The sequence below is a fragment of the Alkalilimnicola sp. S0819 genome, from assembly GCF_009295635.1.
Taxonomy (GTDB): Bacteria; Pseudomonadota; Gammaproteobacteria; order Nitrococcales; family WHIW01; genus S0819.
Window position 1 is genome coordinate 97,569 of sequence record NZ_WHIW01000010.1, and the last position, 18,637, is coordinate 116,205.

At 69.2% G+C, this 18,637-nt stretch carries 16 protein-coding genes and 1 riboswitch; of the genes, 8 read left to right on the top strand and 8 right to left on the bottom strand.

Annotated features, from left to right (window positions below; all coding sequences use genetic code 11):
* Window positions 1-56 precede the first annotated feature (56 nt).
* From GBG68_RS09950 to GBG68_RS09960, 4 genes are all read left to right on the top strand, one after another.
* Entirely contained in the window at window positions 57-848 is a 792-nt protein-coding gene (locus GBG68_RS09950; RefSeq protein WP_152146830.1) for a hypothetical protein, read from the top strand.
* A 225-nt stretch (window positions 849-1,073) separates the two neighbouring features.
* Window positions 1,074-1,218, top strand: a riboswitch (cobalamin riboswitch).
* A 155-nt stretch (window positions 1,219-1,373) separates the two neighbouring features.
* Window positions 1,374-3,389 carry a TonB-dependent receptor plug domain-containing protein gene (locus tag GBG68_RS09955; protein ID WP_193222294.1) on the top strand — a complete coding sequence of 672 codons (2,016 nt, stop codon included), beginning with the start codon at window positions 1,374-1,376 and terminating at the stop codon, window positions 3,387-3,389.
* Window positions 3,390-3,403: 14 nt separating this feature from the next.
* Entirely contained in the window at window positions 3,404-3,889 is a 486-nt protein-coding gene (locus GBG68_RS14180) for a hypothetical protein (RefSeq protein ID WP_193222295.1), read from the top strand.
* A 29-nt stretch (window positions 3,890-3,918) separates the two neighbouring features.
* On the top strand, window positions 3,919-5,409 hold the full coding sequence (locus tag GBG68_RS09960; RefSeq protein WP_193222296.1) for a PepSY domain-containing protein: 1,491 nt from the start codon (window positions 3,919-3,921) through the stop codon (window positions 5,407-5,409).
* Window position 5,410: 1 nt separating this feature from the next.
* On the opposite strand, the gene GBG68_RS09965 is transcribed toward GBG68_RS09960, so the two are convergent.
* The 3 genes from GBG68_RS09965 to GBG68_RS09975 all read right to left on the bottom strand — a co-directional run bounded on the left by GBG68_RS09965 (window position 5,411) and on the right by GBG68_RS09975 (window position 10,147).
* Window positions 5,411-7,864 (bottom strand): diguanylate cyclase, encoded by a 2,454-nt coding sequence (locus GBG68_RS09965; protein ID WP_152146835.1) that lies wholly within the window; start codon window positions 7,862-7,864, stop codon window positions 5,411-5,413.
* A 193-nt stretch (window positions 7,865-8,057) separates the two neighbouring features.
* Window positions 8,058-9,485, bottom strand: coding sequence for an ATP-binding protein (locus GBG68_RS09970; RefSeq protein WP_152146837.1), 1,428 nt, complete (start codon window positions 9,483-9,485; stop codon window positions 8,058-8,060).
* Window positions 9,482-10,147 carry a response regulator gene (locus GBG68_RS09975; RefSeq protein WP_152146839.1) on the bottom strand — a complete coding sequence of 222 codons (666 nt, stop codon included), beginning with the start codon at window positions 10,145-10,147 and terminating at the stop codon, window positions 9,482-9,484. Before GBG68_RS09975 ends, GBG68_RS09970 begins: the two co-directional genes overlap by 4 nt.
* A gap of 77 nt (window positions 10,148-10,224) precedes the next feature.
* Between GBG68_RS09975 and dsbD the strand changes: the two genes are divergently transcribed.
* Genes dsbD through dsbG form a run of 3 tightly spaced genes read left to right on the top strand, consistent with a single transcriptional unit; the run spans window position 10,225 to window position 13,637 of the window.
* Entirely contained in the window at window positions 10,225-12,075 is a 1,851-nt protein-coding gene (gene dsbD / locus GBG68_RS09980) for a protein-disulfide reductase DsbD (RefSeq protein WP_152146841.1), read from the top strand.
* On the top strand, window positions 12,075-12,878 hold the full coding sequence (locus GBG68_RS09985) for a TlpA disulfide reductase family protein (RefSeq protein ID WP_152146843.1): 804 nt from the start codon (window positions 12,075-12,077) through the stop codon (window positions 12,876-12,878). Before dsbD ends, GBG68_RS09985 begins: the two co-directional genes overlap by 1 nt.
* Before the next feature lie 3 nt (window positions 12,879-12,881).
* The gene (dsbG, locus tag GBG68_RS09990; RefSeq protein ID WP_152146845.1) at window positions 12,882-13,637 is read left to right on the top strand and encodes a thiol:disulfide interchange protein DsbG; all 756 of its coding nucleotides are present in this window, start codon (window positions 12,882-12,884) and stop codon (window positions 13,635-13,637) included.
* Between the two features lie 26 nt (window positions 13,638-13,663).
* Here dsbG and GBG68_RS09995 read toward each other — a convergent pair whose 3' ends face one another.
* The 5 genes from GBG68_RS09995 to GBG68_RS10015 all read right to left on the bottom strand — a co-directional run bounded on the left by GBG68_RS09995 (window position 13,664) and on the right by GBG68_RS10015 (window position 18,076).
* Window positions 13,664-15,175 (bottom strand): diguanylate cyclase, encoded by a 1,512-nt coding sequence (locus GBG68_RS09995; RefSeq protein WP_152146847.1) that lies wholly within the window; start codon window positions 15,173-15,175, stop codon window positions 13,664-13,666.
* A gap of 165 nt (window positions 15,176-15,340) precedes the next feature.
* Entirely contained in the window at window positions 15,341-16,171 is an 831-nt protein-coding gene (gene fghA / locus GBG68_RS10000) for an S-formylglutathione hydrolase (RefSeq protein WP_152146849.1), read from the bottom strand.
* Window positions 16,172-16,193: 22 nt separating this feature from the next.
* A complete protein-coding gene (locus GBG68_RS10005) occupies window positions 16,194-17,303 on the bottom strand; it encodes an S-(hydroxymethyl)glutathione dehydrogenase/class III alcohol dehydrogenase (protein WP_152146852.1) in 1,110 nt (369 codons plus the stop codon).
* Between the two features lie 18 nt (window positions 17,304-17,321).
* A complete protein-coding gene (frmR, locus tag GBG68_RS10010) occupies window positions 17,322-17,597 on the bottom strand; it encodes a formaldehyde-responsive transcriptional repressor FrmR (protein ID WP_152146854.1) in 276 nt (91 codons plus the stop codon).
* A 212-nt stretch (window positions 17,598-17,809) separates the two neighbouring features.
* Window positions 17,810-18,076, bottom strand: coding sequence for a DksA/TraR family C4-type zinc finger protein (locus GBG68_RS10015; protein WP_152146856.1), 267 nt, complete (start codon window positions 18,074-18,076; stop codon window positions 17,810-17,812).
* A 151-nt stretch (window positions 18,077-18,227) separates the two neighbouring features.
* Between GBG68_RS10015 and GBG68_RS10020 the strand changes: the two genes are divergently transcribed.
* Window positions 18,228-18,637: transposase (locus GBG68_RS10020; RefSeq protein ID WP_193222297.1), on the top strand; the 410-nt coding region annotated here is incomplete at its 3' end.

Genomic DNA, 18,637 nt, shown 5'->3' on the forward strand with positions numbered 1-18,637 from the left:
CATACCTCTTCTCCTTAGTGTGAGGTGACATCTCTCAAGCCAAGGAGCAAAGGCCAATGCGATACCCGTCCCGATGCGCTCTTGCGCTGATGCTGCTGTGCGGCGCCGTCCCTTCGTTTGCGGACGAGGATCAGGCCCACGTCATCGAGACAACGCCGGACAAGGCGGTGCACGCGTCGTTCGACATCGTGCGCTCGAGGATGACGACCGAGGGTAACGTCGCGGTCTTTCACATGGAGGTTTCGGGCCAGGCAGGGGAGAGCCGGCCGGCGCCGTCCGGCAAACTGGCCGGCAGCGACGTTTTCTCCTACGTCTGGCCCACTTCCATCGACCCGGCTGTCGTTGGCTTCGAGCCCGAGGCGGGCATCCTCGCCTTTGCCGTGACCGCCCATCCGGACTTCGACGACACGCCCTGGTTCGATGAGAACGGCGACGGCGACTTGAACAACGACGGCAACATCTGGCACTCGCACTGGGTGGTGCTTGCGCCGGACGATGCCTGTGGCAAGGACGCGCTCAAGGTGGTGGATATTCCGGAAGGCGCCAAGCCGCGGCTGCCCAAAACCTGGCCGGGCCTGCCTATTCTTATCGACAGCCCTGGCTGGAGTCCCGTGATGGATGGCGCCACGGTGGAGGTGCGGGTGCCCTTCGACGACATCGGCGAGGTCGCTGACGGCAGCTTCGATGGCGTCGCGGCGGCGTTGCGGGTTAACGCGAGCGTGCACGCGCCGTTGCTGTGTGTGGTCGATGTGTTCAAGGTGGCCTCGGGGGATCTGTCCCTGCCGGGGAAGGTCGGGAGCCCTGAACCAGGGAAGGCTGGCGCCGATTCCGCCCGACCGCGTCGCTAACGGCGCAGCGCCCCCTTGCCCAGTCCCGGGGCCCGGCCGGCGCTGCTCAGGGCGCGCGGCACAAGACGCGGCGCGCCACGGTGCTTGTCTGTCGCCATGGAGGGTCCCGGTGTTGCGCACGGCCCCGGCGGACCTGCCGGCAACAGGGCCTGCCGCCGAAACGTATAAGCATTCTCGTGCCCGGGCCGGAGGCGGCCTCCGGGCGGCTTGCTTTGTATTCGGTATACCGATAGCCTCTACCCCAGTCCTGTATGCGCCGCGACTGTACGCGGCGTGGGGAGGGGAATCCGGTGAAAATCCGGAGCTGTCGCGCAACGGTAAGGTGTTCATGCACCAAGCCCGAAAACCTCCCGGGACCGATCGACCCATGTCGATCCAGCGCTGGACACCTTCGCGTCAGGGGTCCCGGCGCGGGATGCACGGCAGCGCTGCCTGTTCCGTTCCTCGGTCAGCCGCACGCCCCACTCCTGCCCGGTGCCGTGCGTCGGTGCCTCCGGCCTGCCAGGCCACACGCAGGGGTGCATCGTGCAATATTCATTTCGTGAAACCGATAGCGGCGCGGTCCGCGCCCGAGCGCCCGCGGCGGCACTGGCCGCGCTGCTGGTGCTGACCGCGTCACCGGCGGGCGCGAACGGCCACCGCTTGGAGCCCATCCGGGTCGCCGACGAACCCATCGAGGAGAGCCTCTCCGGCGAGCTCGGCCATTACGGCAACCGGGTCGAGGTGATCAGCCGCGCGCAGATCGAGCGGCTGGGCGTCACCGATACCGCCCAGGCCCTGCAGATGCTGGTCCCCGGGCTCTACATCGCCCCCAAGCACGGCCGTTTCGACTACGTTCACGCCTCGCTGCAGGGTTCGCGTACCGAGGACATCCTCTGGCTGGTGGACGGGGTGCGCATCAACAACCGCCTGTTCGGCGGCACTTCGCCATTGGATTCGCTGCCCGCCAACATGATCGAGCGCATCGAGGTGCTCAAGGGCGGGCAGAGCCTGTTCTACGGCACCCAGGCGTTGGGCGGGGTGGTCAACATCATCACCCGGGGCTTCGCCGAACAGACCGAAGGGCAGTTCGGCCAGGGCGCGGGCAGCCTGGGCGAGCGACAGGTCAACGGCTATGTCCGCGGCGGCGGGGGCCGTCATCGTTACGTGCTGTTCGGCTCCCATGCCTCGGCCGATGGCTATACGCCCTATCGCGATGAGCACATCGAGCCCAGTGCGCGGGGCGGCGGCACCAAGCGCGGCTATCGGGTCGGCTCCCTGGGGGGCAAGTACCGACGGGAGTTCGCACCGGGCCAGATGCTGACGCTGCAGTACATCCACAACGACGCCCGGGTCGATCACCCCGCCCCCACCGATCGTCACACCGCCTATAACGAGCGCGACGAGGACATCCTCATCGCCAAGTGGGATCACCTGGTCTCGGACAGTTTCGGCTATTACCTCAAGGCCTATTACCACGACTGGAGCACCGACTACACGGAGCTGCACAACCAGCCCGGCGGCGGCCTGGCGGTGATCAACGACGCCGACCCCTGGGGCTACGAGGACTACGGCATCAACGCCATGGGCCGCTGGTTCCTGCCCGATCACAGCGAGCTGGTGTTCGGGCTCGACTGGCAGGCGTACTCGGGCAACGATGCGGTGTTGCTGATCGACACCCGCACCGAGCACGTGGGCGCCCTGTTCGCCCAGTACCGCCCGTGGTTGAGCTTTTCCCCGGACACCATGCTGGCGCTGGGGGTGCGCGCCAACAAGGCGGAGCTCGGCGGCGAGAACCTCACCTGGAACCTCAGTGCCCGTCACCCGATCGCCGACCATCAATACCTGCGCGCCAGTCTGGGCACCGCCTTCAAGCTGCCCTCGGCCTACCATCTGTATGCGCGGGACCCGGATCACCCCCGCGGCAACGAGGACCTGGACGGCGAGGAAAGCCTCAACATCGATCTGGGCTGGGGCGGTGCCGCCCGCCTGGGCCAGGCGGCCTTCGACTGGGAACTGACCGCCTTCGCCCGGGAGATCGACGAGCTCATCGCCCGGGTCAGCAGCGGCGGCAGCTCCACCTACGTCAACAGCGACGAGGCGGTGCGCATGGTCGGCGCCGAGGCGGTGTTCACCGTGCGGCCGGTGCCCGGCTGGTACGGCCGCCTCAGCGCCACCTGGTCCCGCGCCCGGGCCCGGGGCGATGACCGGCAGATCGACCGGGTCCCGGAATACCAGGCCAAGGCCGCCTTCGGCTACGACGCCCCGGGGGAGCGCTACGGCGCGCAGTTGGCGCTGCTCCACGTCGGCCCGGTCTATCAGCAGTTGGGCGGGGTGGGCCGGGAGCGCTATGGCGACTACACCCTGGTGGATCTGAGCGCCTGGTACCGCTTCGGCGCGCAGCGCCGGCATCGCTTGTCGCTGCGGCTGGAGAATGCCGGCGATGTGCAATACGCCTCCAGCGTTTCCCGCGGCCGGCGGGACGTCGGCAACACCCCCTACCGCTACGACAACCTGGGCACGCCCCGCAATCTGCAGCTGCGTTACACCTACGATTTCTGATGAGGAGTGCACCAATGATTCGCTTGTTCCCCCGTTCCCCCGCGCCCCTGGCCCTGCTGGCCGCCACCCTGTTGCCCGCCGCCATCGCCACGGCCGGGCAGACCGCCGCCACGGACGTCGCCCGGCATTACGCCCAGCCTTATACCAGCGAGGTGGTGGAGATCGAACTGGCGGCCAAGGGCGAGCCGGGTCACCAGACCGAGCATGCGGTGACGCTGGCCGCCGGCGCGCCGCTGCTCTACACCTGGCAAAGCTCCGCCGGGCCGGTGTACATGGATTTCCACGGCCATACGGCCAAGCCCGAGGAGGGCGCGGCGATTGGCTACCAGCAGGTGATCAGCTACCGCCACGATACCGTGGACCAGGCTCACGGTATGCTGGTCGCACCCTTTGCCGGTCAACACGGCTGGTATTTCCGCAACGACAGCGATCAACCCCTGACGATCAGCCTGCGGATCAGTGGCTTCCAGGGCGGCGATGTCCCGCCCCAGGGCGACTGAGCCCCGCAAGCCGCGAGCGACGACCGGTCATGAACCCCAAGCGCCTGCTGTTCCTGGCCCACCGCTGGCTGGGCATCTTCGGCTGTCTGCTGTTCGCCGCCTGGTTCGTGTCGGGCGTGGTGATGATGTACGTGCCCTTTCCGCATCTCGACGAGCACGAACGTCTGGCGGGGCTGGCCGACCTTTCCCCGGCGGATTGCTGCGCACCGGTGGAGGCCTTGCGGGCGGTGACCGGGGAGCCCATCGATGCCCTGCGGCTGAACATGGCGGGGGATCGCCCGGTGTATCACGTCACCGCCGGTGAGCGGCGCGTCAGCCGCTATGCCGATGACCTGAGCCCTGTCGCGGCCGCCGACACGGCGCGGCTGTTGTCGGTGGCCGCGGCGCATCTGGCGGAGCCGGTCGAGGAGCTAAGGTATCTGGGCCCGCGGCAGTCGGATCAGTGGACCGTCAGCGGGCGCTTCGATCGCCATCGACCGCTGCACCGGATAGCCTCGCCGGGCCCTGACGGCCAGGTGCTCTATCTGTCCGCGGCCAGCGCCGAGGTGCTGCTGGATACCGATCGGCTGGAGCGGGGCTTGAACTGGGTCGGTGCGGTGGTGCACTGGCTGTACTTCAAGCCCCTGCGGGAGCACAGAGGCCTCTGGCGGCAGCTGCTCATCGGGCTGGCGCTGCTCGCCTGCCTTGCCGCGCTCAGCGGCCTGATCGTCGGCATCATGCGGCTGCGCCCGCGACGGCGTTACCGGGGCGGGCGGATCACGCCCTACCGGGGGATGATGGGCTGGCACCACTGGACCGGCCTGCTGTTCGGCATCGCCACGCTGGGCTGGGTCTTCAGCGGCCTGCTGTCGATGAACCCCTGGGGGTTGATCGGCCACCCCGCCATCGGCCCGGCGGAGCGGGCCGCCATGACCGGTGGCGAACTGCGTCCGGAGCGCTTTGGGCTGGCGGCCCGGGCCGCCCTGGCGGCAGGCCCGGCGGAGCTGCGGGAGGTGCGCTGGCGGCGGATCGGCGGCGAGCCCTATTATCAGTTGTTGGCCGCCGACGGTTCCTCGCGGCTGGTGCATGGCGACACGGGTCGAACCCGCCCGGGCTTGAGGCGGGTGGAACTGGAAGCCCTGGCGGCGGGGCTGCGGCCCGAAGTCCCTCGGGTTGATGCCCTTTGGCTGGAAGACTACGACAACCATTATTACGCCCGCCGAGGCGAGCGCCGCCTGCCGGTGCTGCGGCTGCGGCTAGCCGACCCGCCACAGACCTGGTATTACCTGGACCCCGCCGACGGGCGCATCGCCGCCAAGCGCAACCAGGGCTCCCGGCTTTATCGCTGGCTGTTCAACGGCCTGCATTCCTGGGATTTCCCGGCGCTGGTGGGCCATCGGCCGCTGTGGGATCTGTGGATGATCGGCCTCAGCCTGGGCGGGCTGCTGCTCTCGCTCACCGGGGTGGTGATCGGCTGGCGCTGGCTGCGGCGGCGGACCCGGCCGCCCCGGCGCCCAAGCTTGCGGGGCGGCTCGAGCTGAGTCACCCCCCGTCTCGGGCGGCCGGCGGCTCCGGGGCCGCCGCGCCGTGGACCACCCGATTGCGGCCGCCGGCCTTGGCCCGGTACAGCGCCTCGTCCGCCAGCGCCAGCAGATCCTCGAAGTCCATGCCCGGCTGCAGGGTGGCCACGCCGATGCTGACGGTGGCCCGGATCTCGGCGCCGTTGTGCACCACCGTCTTCCGTTCCACCGCCTCCCGCAGCCGCTCGGCCAGTACCAGCGCGCCCTCGGCGCTGGCGTGGGGCAGCACGGCGACGAACTCCTCGCCGCCGAGCCGCCCCGGCAAGTCGCCGCTGCGGCAGGTGGCGCGCATCAACTGCGCCAACTCCCGCAGCACGGCGTCGCCGGCGGCGTGGCCGTGGCTGTCGTTGACCCGCTTGAAGTGATCGTAATCGATCATCATCAGCGACAAGGGGTGCTGGTGACGGTGGGCATTGGCCAGCTGCGCCGCGGCCAGCTCCACCAACGCCCGGCGGTTGCTCAGGCCGGTGAGCGGGTCGGTATTGGCCGCCGCCTGCAAGGCAGTGACAGGTTCGTGGCTCACCACCGCACGGCCGCTGCTGTCACGCATGGGCAGCACTTTCATCCGGTACCACTGCTCGTCGCCCGCCGCTCCGGTGCGGGGGTAGATGTGCTCGAACTCGGCCGCTTCGCCCGCGAGCACCGCGCCCAGGCCCTCGGCCACACGGACGGCGACTTCCGGGCGCTCGTCCCGGCCGCTCTCGCAGCTGCCGAGATAATCCCGGTCGATGAACGGGCCGTGGTCGCCGGACTCGGCCTTGAACCGCTCCCAGGCGGCGTTGACGCCGACGATGCGGCCCTCGGGGGAGACGATGGCGATGGCCGAGGACACTGAATCCAGTACCGCCTGGGTGAAGCGCTGCTGCTGGCGGGTCTGTTCATGGCGGCGGACGGTGCGGGCCACGGTGCGCAGCTGCAGCAGCATCATCACCGCCAGCATGGCGAGGATCAGGGCGAGGATGGCGGTGGCCTGCAGGAAGCGTCGCTGGAAGGGCGCGATGACGTTCTCCAGCGGCATGACGGTGTTGACCACGAAGGGCAGCTCGTCGGAGGCCAGGTAATAGGCCAGCTTCTGCTTGCCGTCGGTGGGCGCGTGGCCGACGTAACTGCCCGCCGCCCGCTGGTGGATGAGGCTGGTGTAGATCGGGTGCTGGTCCAGCTGCTGGGCGTCCAGGTCGTCCAGCAAGGGCTCGCGCATCAGCAGCCGGCCGTCCCGGCGCCAAAGTCCCAGCGCCGCCCCGGGGCCCAGGTCCAGCGAGCGGTAGAAGGACTGGAAATAGCCGATCTCCAGCGAGGCCAGCACCACGCCGGCGAAGCGCCCGGCCTCGTCGGTCAGCCGGAGGCTGTAGGTGAAGATGCGCTTCTTGTTGGTGCCCGCGATGATCAGCTCCCCCAGGTGGCGGCGCTGGCCGGCCTGGTGGGCGCGGAAATAGGCCCGGTGGCGGTAGTTGCCGCCGGGGGCCGGAAATTGCCGGCTGAACCAGCGCATATCCCCCTGCTCGTCCAGCATCAGCAGGGCGCTGACCTGGGGGAGGGCGTCGGTCATCGCCGAGAGCGCGCGCCATTGCCGCGCCGAGCGGGTGAGCGTGTCCAGGCCGTCGCTGGCCACCTGGCGGGCCACTTCGCCGAAGATCAGTTCGATGGGGTCCAGGCTGCGATAGACGTGCTCTTCGAGCACCCGGGAGACGTTGGCCGCCAGCTGCTCGGGCTCCGCGCGGGCCACACGGCTTTCCACCTGGATGAAATGCGCCCAGGCCAGAGCGCAGAGGGCGGCCATCAGGGCGTAGGAGGCCATCACCAGGGTCGGTGTACGCCCCGGGGGGCGGCGGTAGGCGTGAACGAAGTGGCCCAGCAGCGACAGCGCCAGCAGCCCCTGGAGCGCCGCCGTTTGTGGCGGCAGCGCCAGCAGCAGCATCCGCACCTCGGGCTGGTACAGCCAGGAGCCGTAGGCGGCGAGCTTGTAGGCGCTGATGAGCAGCGCCACCATGGCGGCGACACCGGTCACCGCCATGCGCAGGCGGCTGTGGGTCGCCAGGCTCAGGGCACTCACCGCCAGGAACAGGAACGCGAAGGCGGTGGGCAGCGGCAAGGGGCGCAGCCAGTCGATCGAGGGCCAGTCGGCGTAGGCCGTGCACAAGCTCCACAGGGCCAGCAGCAGAACCAGGGCGGCACCGATCCGCGACAGCCTCTGCCAGGCGCCGCGCCGCCAGCCGAGCGCCACGGCGATGCCGGTCAGCGCCAGGCCCAGCCCGCCGCTGACGCCCGTTGCCATCGCCCCCGGCGCGGGCAGGCGCAGGGCCGGGGACGGTAGCCACCAGCTGAGCAGGGCGAGGAGGCCGCCCAGCGCCGTCACCAGCGCCAGGACCACGGCGGCCGACAGGGCGAGCTGCTGAAAGCGGTTGGGAGAGGTGTGCATCGGCGGATTCATGGGTCCAGCGGCGTCGAGTGTACCCGCGTAGCGATAGCACAATCGCGCACTGTGCAACAAGTGACCACCCGGGTCCGACCTTCCCGGTCATACCCTTGCCGAAGGGTGCGGGCATCCCCCAGCCGCCAGACGGTTTCGTCCGTTCCCCGGACAGGCGCGGCAGGCCTGGCGCGCAACGGCCTCATGGACGGGGGCCGGGTCCGCTATTTTCCCCACACTCTAGCGGGACAGGCCGGGGGTGGTCGCTGCCGGTCACGCCGCGCTGGCGCGTCAGGGTCAGGCTGGCGCACAGCCCCGGGCCGTCGTCCCGATTCCTCAGTCGAAAGCCCAGATCGTAGCGCCGGGCGATGGCGGCAACGATGCTCAGCCCCAGCCCGGTGCCGGTGGCCTTGCCGGCAGCGGTGCGGTAAAAGCGGGCCTGTACCCGGTTGAGTTCCTCATCGGCGATGCCCGGGCCGGTATCCAGTACCTGCAGCACGGTCTGCGTGGCGCCCGCGTTCACCCGCACATCGACTCGACCGCCTTCGCCGCCGTGGCGCAGGGCGTTCTCCAGCAGGTTGCGCAGTGCCGTGTGCAACATGAGCGGGGGAAGGGGCGCCACGGCATCGCTCGTCTCGCCCCGCAATTGCAGGTTAACCCCCTGTTGCTCGGCCAGCGGCCGCAGTTCTTCCAGCACGGCGGTGAGCGTGGCCTGCACGGGCGCGCGCTCCTGCCCGTCGCTGATCGCTTGGCGCGCCTCGACCCGGGCCAGCATCAGCATCTGGGTCACCAGCCGGCTCATGCGGTCCAGGCCCGCTTCTGCCTGGGCGAGAGCCCGGGCCCGCACGTCGCCCCCGGCGCCCTGGGCGATCTGCAACTGGGTCTTGATGCCCGCCAGCGGTGTGCGCAGTTCATGAGCCGCGTCGCCGGTGAAGCGGCGCTCCCGCGCGAAGGCCTCGGAGAGCCGTCGCAGCAGGCCGTTGAGGGCATTGACCATGGGGCTCAGTTCCGCCGGCAGGCCTTCCACCGCCAGTGGCTCCAGGGCATCCGGCCCACGGGCCTGGAGGCTGCGGCGCAGCCGTTCCAGCGGCACCAGCGCGCGGCGCACCGCCAGCCACACCAGCAGCAACATGGCGGGCAGGGCGAGGGCCAGGGGGGCGGAGAGCTTGAGCGCCATGTCCAGCATCAGGTTGCGGCGCAGTTGCCGGGGTTCGGCGGTGAGGATGCGTAAGCCGTGCTCCGGGTCGGTAAGCGCGAATACCCGCCAGTCACGGCCGTTCACCCGCTGGTTGCTGATGCCGTCGGGAATGGCGGTGGCGGGCAGGGGCGGGCCGCCGTCGGCGGTGCTCACCAGCCGCCCGTCCAGGGTCCAGAGCTGGCAGACCAGTCCCGTGGGCCGGCCCGCCGGGCGGGGGGGCGGGTTCAGGGGGAGGCGCGAGGCGTTGGGCAGGCGGAGCTCCTGACGGTCCAGCAGGCCCTGGACCATCTGCGCCGAGGCGATCATGCGGGCATCCAGCACGGCGGAGAGCTCGGCGCGCACATCCACGAAGAACCAGGCGGCGGTGGCCGCCCACAGGGTGCTGATCACCAGCACGATGCCGCCGATCAGGCGCCAGCGCAGTGATTTCATGAGGCGCTCCGGGGAATGCGGTAGCCCACGCCGCGCACGGTCTCGATGAGGTCCTTGCCCAGCTTGCGGCGCAGGTTGTGAATGTGCACGGCGGGGGCGTTGCTCTCCACGCCCTCGTTCCAGCCATAGAGCTGGTCGTGGATGCGCTCCAGGCTGACGATCTGGCCCCGATTCTCCAGCAGCAGTTGCAACAGCACCGCCTCGCGCCGGGGCAGGGGCACGGCCTCGTCGTCCAGTCGCGCCTCCAGCGTGGCCGGGTCGAAGCTCAGCCGGCCGTGCTGCAGGCGGGCGCTGGCGCGGCCCTGCCGGCGACGGGAGAGGGCGCGCAGGCGGGCGGCGAGCTCCTTCAGGTCGAAGGGTTTGGCCAGGTAGTCGTCGGCGCCGGCGTCCAGCCCGGCCACCCGCTCCTCCACGGCGTCGAAGGCGGTGAGGATCAGCACCGGGGTGGTGCGCCCGGCATCGCGCAGATCCTGCAGCAGCTGCAGGCCCGAGCGGCCCGGCAGGGCCAGATCCAGGATGACCACGTCATGCTCGCTGCGGGGCAGTATGGCGGCGGCCTGCCGGCCGTCATCCAGCCAGTCCACGGTCACGCCCTGCAGGCGCAGCCCCACCTGTATGCCTTCGCCCACCAGCGGGTCGTCCTCGATCAGCAATACGTGCATGGCCTGGCCTTAATGTTGAGCTAATGAGCGCTCTCTACCGTGTGCCGCTGCCGCCGTGGATCGGCACAGGAGAGGACATGAAGCACATTCTGACAAAACTGTGCCTGCTGGTGTTGCTGGCCGTGCCCGCCATCGCTACGGCCCAGGATTTTCTGCCCCCCGATCAGGCTTTCCGCCTGGAGGTGGACGCAGTGAGCGCGGAGTCGGTGACCCTGCACTGGGAGGTGGCGCCGGGCTACTACCTGTACCGCGAGCAGATCGCTGTGGCGGCGCCCGGAAGCTCCGCCGTGCAGCTGGGTGCACCGAAACTGCCCGGCGGGGTGGTCAAGGAAGACCCCTATTTCGGCCGCACCGAGCTCTACTATGACAGCCTGACCGCCACGGTGCCCCTGAGCGCCCCGGACGGCCTGCCCGAGCGACTGGATCTGGCGGTGAGGCATCAGGGCTGCGCCGAGGACGGCATCTGCTACCCGCCACAGACCACCACCCTGAGCGTGGACCTGGCCGCCGCGGGCCTGGCCGGCGGCGTCGTCAATGGTGGCCCCGGCGGCGCCAGTGGGGGTTCCAGCGGCGAAGGCTCCGCGAGCAATGCGGTAAGCACGGCGGAGATGCCCGAGCAGGATCGGCTGGCCGCCATGCTGGCCGGCGAGCACCTGTACTGGGTGCTGCTGGCGTTCTTCGGCGCCGGTCTGCTGCTGTCCTTCTCGCCGTGCATGCTGCCCATGCTGCCGATACTCTCCGGCATCATCGTCGGCACCGGCGGCAAGGCGGGCGGCAGCCGCCATCGCGGCCTGATGCTCTCGCTGGCCTATGTGCTGCCCATGGCGCTGGCCTACGCGGGCCTTGGCACCCTGGCGGGGCTGGCGGGGGCGAACCTGCAGGCCTCGTTGCAATCTCCCTGGCTGCTGGTGCCCTTCGCGGGATTGTTCGTACTGCTCGCCATGGCCATGTTCGGTTTCTACGAACTGCGCCTGCCGGCGGGCCTGCAGAGCCGTCTGAGCGAGGCCAGCAACCGGCTGCCCGGCGGGCAATTGCTGGGCGTGGCGGCCATGGGGCTGCTCTCGGCGCTGATCGTCGGGCCGTGCATGACCGCGCCGCTGGCCGGCGCGCTGCTTTACATCGGCCAGAGTGGCCATGCCATGGTGGGCGGCCTGGCGTTGTTCAGCCTGGGGCTGGGCATGGGGCTGCCGTTGATCGTCATGGGCACCGTGGGTGGCCGAGTGCTGCCCAAGGCCGGCCCCTGGATGCGCGGCCTGCAGGCCTTCTTCGGCTTCGTGCTGCTGGGCGTGGCCATATGGATGCTGGAGCGGGTGATTCCGCCGGCGGTGACTGTGGCGCTCTGGGGGCTGTTGCTGGTGGCCCTGGCCGTGGTGCTGGGCGCGCTGGAACCGCTACCCGAGGCGGCCGGCCCCACCCGGCGCTTTGGCAAGGTGCTGGGTCTGGCGGCCGGGATCTGGAGCGCGACCCTGCTGGTGGGCGCCGCGGCCGGCGCCCAGGACCCGCTGCGCCCGCTGGCCTTCCTGGCGGAGCGCGGCGGCGCGGCCAGCGAGGCGGTGGCGGTGGATCACGTCCCGCTGGAAGGCCTGGCGGCGGTGAGCTCGCAGCTTGCCCGGGCGCGCGCCGTCGGCCAGCCCGTGGTGGTGGATTTCTACGCCGACTGGTGCGTGTCCTGCAAGATCATGGAAAAGACCGTGTTCGGTGACCCCCGGGTCGCCCGGGCCATGGAAGGCGTGTTGCGGCTGCGGCCCGATGTCACGGCCAATAATGCCGATGACCGGGCGTTGCAGGCACACTACCAGGTGCCCGGGCCGCCCACGCTGATGTTCTTCGGCGCCGATGGCGAGGAGCGCCGGGCGCTGCGGGTGGTCGGCGAGATCGGCGCCGACACCTTCCTTCAGAAACTCGACGCCGCAAAAGGTAACAGCTGATGGCTCTCGGCCCCTTCGCGCTTTCCCTGCCGCGCCTGTTTTTGCTGCTCGGGCTGCTGGCGGCCTGGCTGACCGCCTGGGTACTGCAAAGGCGCACCGGCGCCAACCTGGAAAAGCCCCTGTGGTGCAGCCTGCTGGTGGGGGTGATCATCGCCCGGCTGGGCTTCGTGGTGCAGCATCTCGCGGAATACAGCCTGCGCCCCTGGGAGGCGCTGTACTTCTGGCAGGCGGGCTACGAGCCTCTGCCCGGCGCCATGGCGGCGCTGGTGACCGCGGCGCTGTTCGTGATGGCGCGCCGCCATCCGCCCCAGCGTCTGTTTCCGCCGGTGCTGGTGGCGCTGTTGGTCTGGGGTGGGCTCAGCCATGTCGCCGGTGCCCTGAACAGCGCCACGGAAAAGCCCCTGCCGGACATGCAGCTGCAAGATCTCGCCGGCCGCCCGCAAAACCTGGCGGATTTCGCGGGCAAACCCTTGGTGGTCAACCTCTGGGCCACCTGGTGCCCGCCCTGCCGCCGGGAGATGCCGGTGCTGCAGGCGGCGCAGCAGGCGGAGCCGGGTACGGCGTTCGTGTTCCTCAACCAGGCGGAATCGCCGGATACCATACGCCGGTATCTGGCCGCCGAGCAGCTGCAGCTGCGCAATGTGCTGCTGGATATTTCCGGGCAGATGCCCCGGGACTTCCATGCGCCGGGCCTGCCCACCACCCTGTTCTTTAACGCCGAGGGCCTTTTGGTGGCCACCCATCTGGGTGAGATCAGCCGCCCCCTGCTCAACGACTACCTGCAAAAGATCGCCACGGAGTAGACCATGCGCAACCGAACCTTGATCAGTCTGATGCTGCTTGCCCTTCCCGCCACGCCGGCCCTCGCCGAGGACTACCCGGCGGCCATCGAGGCGCTGGTGGAGCAGGGTGTGCGCATAGAGGCGCGCTTCGATGCGCCTTCCGGCATGACCGGTTATGCCGCCCGGGTGCAGGGCCGGCCGCTGGCCTTCTACGTGACGGCGGATGGCGAGCACGTGGTGGTGGGCAGCATGCTCGATGCCCAGGGCGCCAACCTCACCCCGGAGCACCTGGAGGCCCACCTGCCGGAGCCGGAATACAACGACGCCTGGCCGCGGTTGGAGGACGCCGCCTGGCTGCGCGAGGGGGCGGCGGACGCGGAGCGGGTCGTCTATGTCTTCAGCGACCCCAACTGCCCGTACTGCAAGGCCTTCTGGGAGGCCTCCCAGGCCTACATCGGCCCGGATGTGCAGGTGCGCAGCCTGCCCATCGCCATCCTGCACCCCAGCAGCATGGGCAAGGCCGCGCGAATTCTCGCCGCCGATGACCCGACCCAGGCCTTCATCGACCACCAGGAGAGCGGCTCGGAACCGCTGGCGCGGGTGCCGGCGGACATCCGCCGTCAGGTCGAGGCCAATAACCAGCTCATGCGCGAGCTGGGTGCCCACGCCACGCCGGCCATCTTCTACAAGGACACGGAAGGCCATGTGCGGCAGATTCTCGGCCTGCCCGACGATGCCGTGATGGAGACGCAGGTGTTCCAGACCGCGCCGGCTCGCTAGGGGTCGGCGCCAGCCGGCGGCCGCGCTCAGGCGTGATTCGGCACGGGGGCGGGCGCCATGGGAGGCGGATCCGCGACGATGCCCACCCGGTTTCGGCCTTCCTGCTTGGCCCGATACAGCCCCTTGTCCGCACGGTTGATGAGCCGGTCCGGCTTCTCGTCGTCCGCCTGCAGGGTGGCGATGCCCAGGCTGGTGGTGATGGCGACGGACGCCTGGGAGGTCAGGATCGGCTGCGCGGCGATCGCCTCACGTATCTTCTCGGCCGCCTGGCGAGCCCCCTCGGCGTCGGTGCCCGGCAGCAGGATCGCGAACTCCTCGCCGCCCAGTCGGCCCATCAGGTCATTGGCGCGAAGCATGCTCCGGCAGCGGATGGCGAATTCCTTGAGAACGATATCGCCGACCGGATGCCCGTAGCTGTCGTTGACCCGCTTGAAATGATCGATGTCGAGCATCAGCAGGCTCAGCTCGACATGGTGGCGCCGGGCATGGCGAAACTCGCCGTCAAGACTGGCCAGAAAGCTGCGCCGGCTGGCGGTGCCGGTCAGCGCGTCGGTGGTGACCAGTCGGTGCATCTCCGCGTGGGCGTGTCGCAGGGCGTGGGTGTCGCGCAGGTGGCGCCTGACCAGTATGTGGATCGCACCGGCGACCAGGCACAGCAGCAGGGACAGGGCAGCGGCCCACCACAGTTGCCGCGCGCGCCGCTGCAGGTAGACGCCGAGGAAATCCTCGGGCGCCAGCCGCACCAGCACCACCAGTTGATGCTCGGCGATGCGCCGGTAGGCTCCCAGCCGAACGCGCCCGTCTACCGCGCTGGCGGTCTGGTAGAAGCCGTGGTCCGGGGCCGCGGGGTCGAAGAACGGGCGCTCGGGCGGTAGCCGCAGGTCCGCCAGGTTCTGCGCCGAGCCCGCTTGGGTCGCTCTTGCCCTCAGTGCCCGGTCCAGCCCCAGCAGGGTGATGGCGCCGGCGGCGCCCACGTCTATCTGCCGGAAATAGTCGGAGAAATAGCTGGTGGGGAGCGAGAGCACCAGCACGCCGTCGAATTCACCGTTGTTCAGCAGGGGCCGGGTGAACTGCACCGTCCAGCGCTTCGAGACACGCCCGAACACCGGTTTGCTGATGAACAGCCGGTCGCTGCCCGGCGGTGCGTTCCGGTGAACGCGGTAGTGCTCGCGATCACGAAGATCGATGCCTTTCGCGGCGGGGGAGAGGTTGCTGAAGACCAGTTGCCCGTCCCGGTCGATCAGCGCCAGCTGCGCCACCAGTTCGCCGTAGACCGCCTGGGCGCGGCGCGCATTGTGCAGAACCTGCTGTGGGTTCTCGGCCAGGTCGCGGCGCATCTCCAGCAAGGCGATGTCGAGCAGTTGCACGACGCTGCGAACATGGGCCTCGAAAGCGGTGGCGAGGTTCATGGCGTCGCGATGCGCGGCCTGCTCGAGCAGCTCGCGCTCGTGGTCCAGCTGATAGAGCAGGAAGGACCAGATGGCGGAGAGTACGACGACGAGCGGCGCGAAAGATGCCAGTTTGGCCTTCGCTTTCATGCTGACAACCGGGCAGTGATGCTTGGGTTGTTCTATGTACAGTATTTCAAGCCACTTGTCGCGGATGCCCGACATGGTCCGGGCCGTCAATGGCCCGGACCATCCTCCGCGGGCCGCGGCACGGCCCGCTCATGGCCGTGCGTCGCGGCCGACTTGCCGCCCCGGCTAGGCGCGCAGCGCCTCGGCATGCCAGGCGATGTGCTCGCCGATGTGACTGGCGATGAAGTAATAGCTGTGGTCCGCGCCCGGGCGCATGCGCAGCGACAGCGGATGCCCCTTCGCCTTGCAGACCTCTTCCAGTCGCCAGGGCTGCAGTTGCTCCTGGAGGAAGTTGTCCGCCTCGCCCTGGTCTACCAGCAGCGGCAGGCGCTCCTCGGCCTCGGCCAACAGGGCGCAGGCATCCCATTCCCGCCAGGTGGCTTCGTCCGCGCCCAGATAGGCACTGAAGGCCTTGCGCCCCCAAGGCACCTGGGAGGGCGCAACGATGGGGGAGAAGGCGGAAACGCTGCGATAGTGCCCGGGGTTGCGCAGCGCCAGCACCAGCGCGCCGTGGCCGCCCATGGAATGGCCGCTCACGGCCCGTGCGTCGCTCACCCCCGGCAGTGCCTCCACCAGCGCCGGCAGCTCCTGCACGATGTAGTCGTGCATGCGGTAGTGCCGGTCCCAGGGGGACTGGGTGGCATTGAGGTAAAAGCCCGCGCCCTGGCCCAGGTCATAGGCCTCGTCGTCGGCCACATCGTCGCCGCGGGGGCTGGTATCCGGGGCCACCAGCACCAGGCCGTGCTCGGCGGCATAGCGCTGGGCGCCGGCCTTGGTGATGAAGTTCTGCTCGGTGCAGGTCAGGCCGCTCAGCCAGTACAGCACCGGGCAGGGAGCGCTTGCCGCCTGGGGCGGGAAGTACACGCCCACGGTCATGTCACAGCCCAGCACCTGGGAGTGGTGGCGGTAAACATCTTGCCAGCCGCCATAGCAGGCATGGTGTTCGATTCTCTCCATCGTACGATTCTCCCTAGTCGATTCAGTAACGGATGACGCTGCGGATGGACTTGCCTTCGTGCATCAGATCGAAGGCCTTGTTGATGTCCTCCAGCCCCATGGTGTGGGTGACGAAGGGGGCGAGCTCGATCTCCCCGCGCATGGCGTCCTCGACCATCCCCGGCAACTGGCTACGGCCCTTCACGCCGCCGAAGGCGGTGCCCATCCACTTGCGTCCGGTGACCAGCTGGAACGGCCGGGTGCTGATCTCCTGTCCGGCCCCGGCGACACCGATGATCACGCTCTGGCCCCAGCCGCGGTGAGCGCATTCCAGCGCCGCGCGCATCACCTCCACATTGCCGATGCACTCGAAGCTGTGGTCCACGCCCCAGCCGGTCATGTCGATGATCACCTGCTGAATAGGCTGCTCGTGGTCCTTGGGGTTGACGCAGTCGGTGGCGCCCATCTGGCGGGCCAGCTCGAACTTGGCCGGGTTGGTGTCGATGGCGATGATCCGCCCGGCCTTGGCCTGGCGCGCGCCCTGGATGGCGGCGAGTCCGATGCCGCCCAGGCCGAAGATCGCCACCGAGTCGCCCGGCTCCACCTTGGCGGTGTTGTGCACCGCGCCGATACCGGTGGTCACGCCGCAGCCCAGCAGGCAGACCTGCTCGGGGTTGGCCTCGGGGTTGATCTTCGCCAGCGACACCTCGGCGACCACGGTGTACTCGCTGAAGGTGGAGCAGCCCATGTAGTGGTAAAGCGGCTGGCCCTGGTAGGAGAAGCGGCTGGTGCCGTCGGGCATGACGCCCTGGCCCTGGGTGGCGCGTACCGCCACGCACAGATTGGTCTTGCCGCTCTTGCAGAAGAGGCACTCGCCGCACTCGGCCGTGTAGAGCGGAATGACGTGATCCCCGGGGGCGACACTGGTCACGCCTTCGCCCACCTCGACTACCACGCCGGCGCCTTCATGGCCCAGCACGCTGGGGAACAGACCCTCGGGGTCGTCGCCGCTGAGGGTGAAGGCATCGGTGTGGCAGACACCGGTGTGGGTGATCTTGACCAGGACTTCGCCCTTGCGCGGTGGCTCCACGTCGATCTCGACGATCTCCAGTGGCTGGCCTGCGGCGAAGGCAACGGCGGCACGGCTTTTCATGGGCATTCTCCTGCGGTGTTACTTCAGATAAGAGCGGACCAGGCCGGCAAGTTCGGCGACACGGGCCACGCGTTCCTCTTCGCTGGTGGCGGGCTCGCCGAAGCTCTCCCGGATATGGGCCTCCATCACTTCTGACATAAGCCCATTGACGGCGCCGCGCACGGCCGCGATCTGCTGCAGCACGGGGCCGCACTCGGCGCCGTCCTCCAGCGCCCGCTCCACGGCGGCCAGTTGGCCCTTGATGCGGCGCACACGGGTGAGGACGCGTTTCTTCTCCTGAGGGGAGTGGGGCATGGGTGCTCCGGGGTGATAAACAATACTGGGGTATAGTATACGGGCGGGCGTGGCGGGGCAATCCGCAACCGGCCATGACCGTCCATCCGCAGGCGCGGCTCACGGCCGGGAATCTCTTTCGGTGATGGTGGCGAAGAAAGCACCGCGGCCATGAGCCGCTGCTGTCGGGCGGAGCAGCCCGCCTGGGCTCAGCGGCCCATGGCCCCGGCGGCTCAGCGCAGCTGGCTGTCCTTGCTGCCCCGGCGGTTATAGCCGCTGAAGGTCTGCTCCGCCTCGTCCCGCTCGCTCTGGCAGGGCACGCACAGGCGCACGCCGGGCAGGGCCTGGCGGCGGCGCTCGGGAATGGCCTCGCCGCATTCCTCGCAATGGCTCAGGCTCTCGCCCCGGGGCAGCTGGCTGCGTGCCCGTTGCAGGGCATCCTCCACGGTGCTGTCGATCTGTTCCTGCACGGCGTCGTCGCCGGCCCAGCCGCTAGCCATGATTCAGTCTCCACACGATGTGAACCCCGGAAGAACACGCGCCCTCTGGCGCCCTAGGGAAACGCTGATTTATTCGGGGGCAGCCGTTCCGTCGGTGGCTGTGGCTTGAGACAATGTCGGCCCTCCCCGGTTGAGAGTGAGTACGTGGTCGATGCAGTCGAGCTTCTCTGATCTTGAATACGATGCCAAGAAGAAGGTCACCCGCCGGGACCGTTTTCTTGGCGAGATCGAGCGGATCACGCCTTGGGCGGCGCTGGAAGCGGAGCTCGAGCCGTTCTATCCCAAGGAGGGCCGCCGCGGCCGGCCGCCGATCGGGCTTGGCCGCATGCTGCGTATGTACATCGCGCAGCAGTGTTTCGGCCTCTCGGACGAGGGGATAGAGGATGCGATCTACGACAGCCAGGCGATACGGCGCTTTGTGGGTATCGACCTGTCGCGGGAATCGGCGCCGGATGCGACCACCTTGCTCAAGTTTCGCCGCTTGCTGGAGCGCCAAGGGCTCACGCGGCGGATCTTCGAGACGATCAACGGCCACCTGGCCGAGCAGGGCCTGATGCTGCG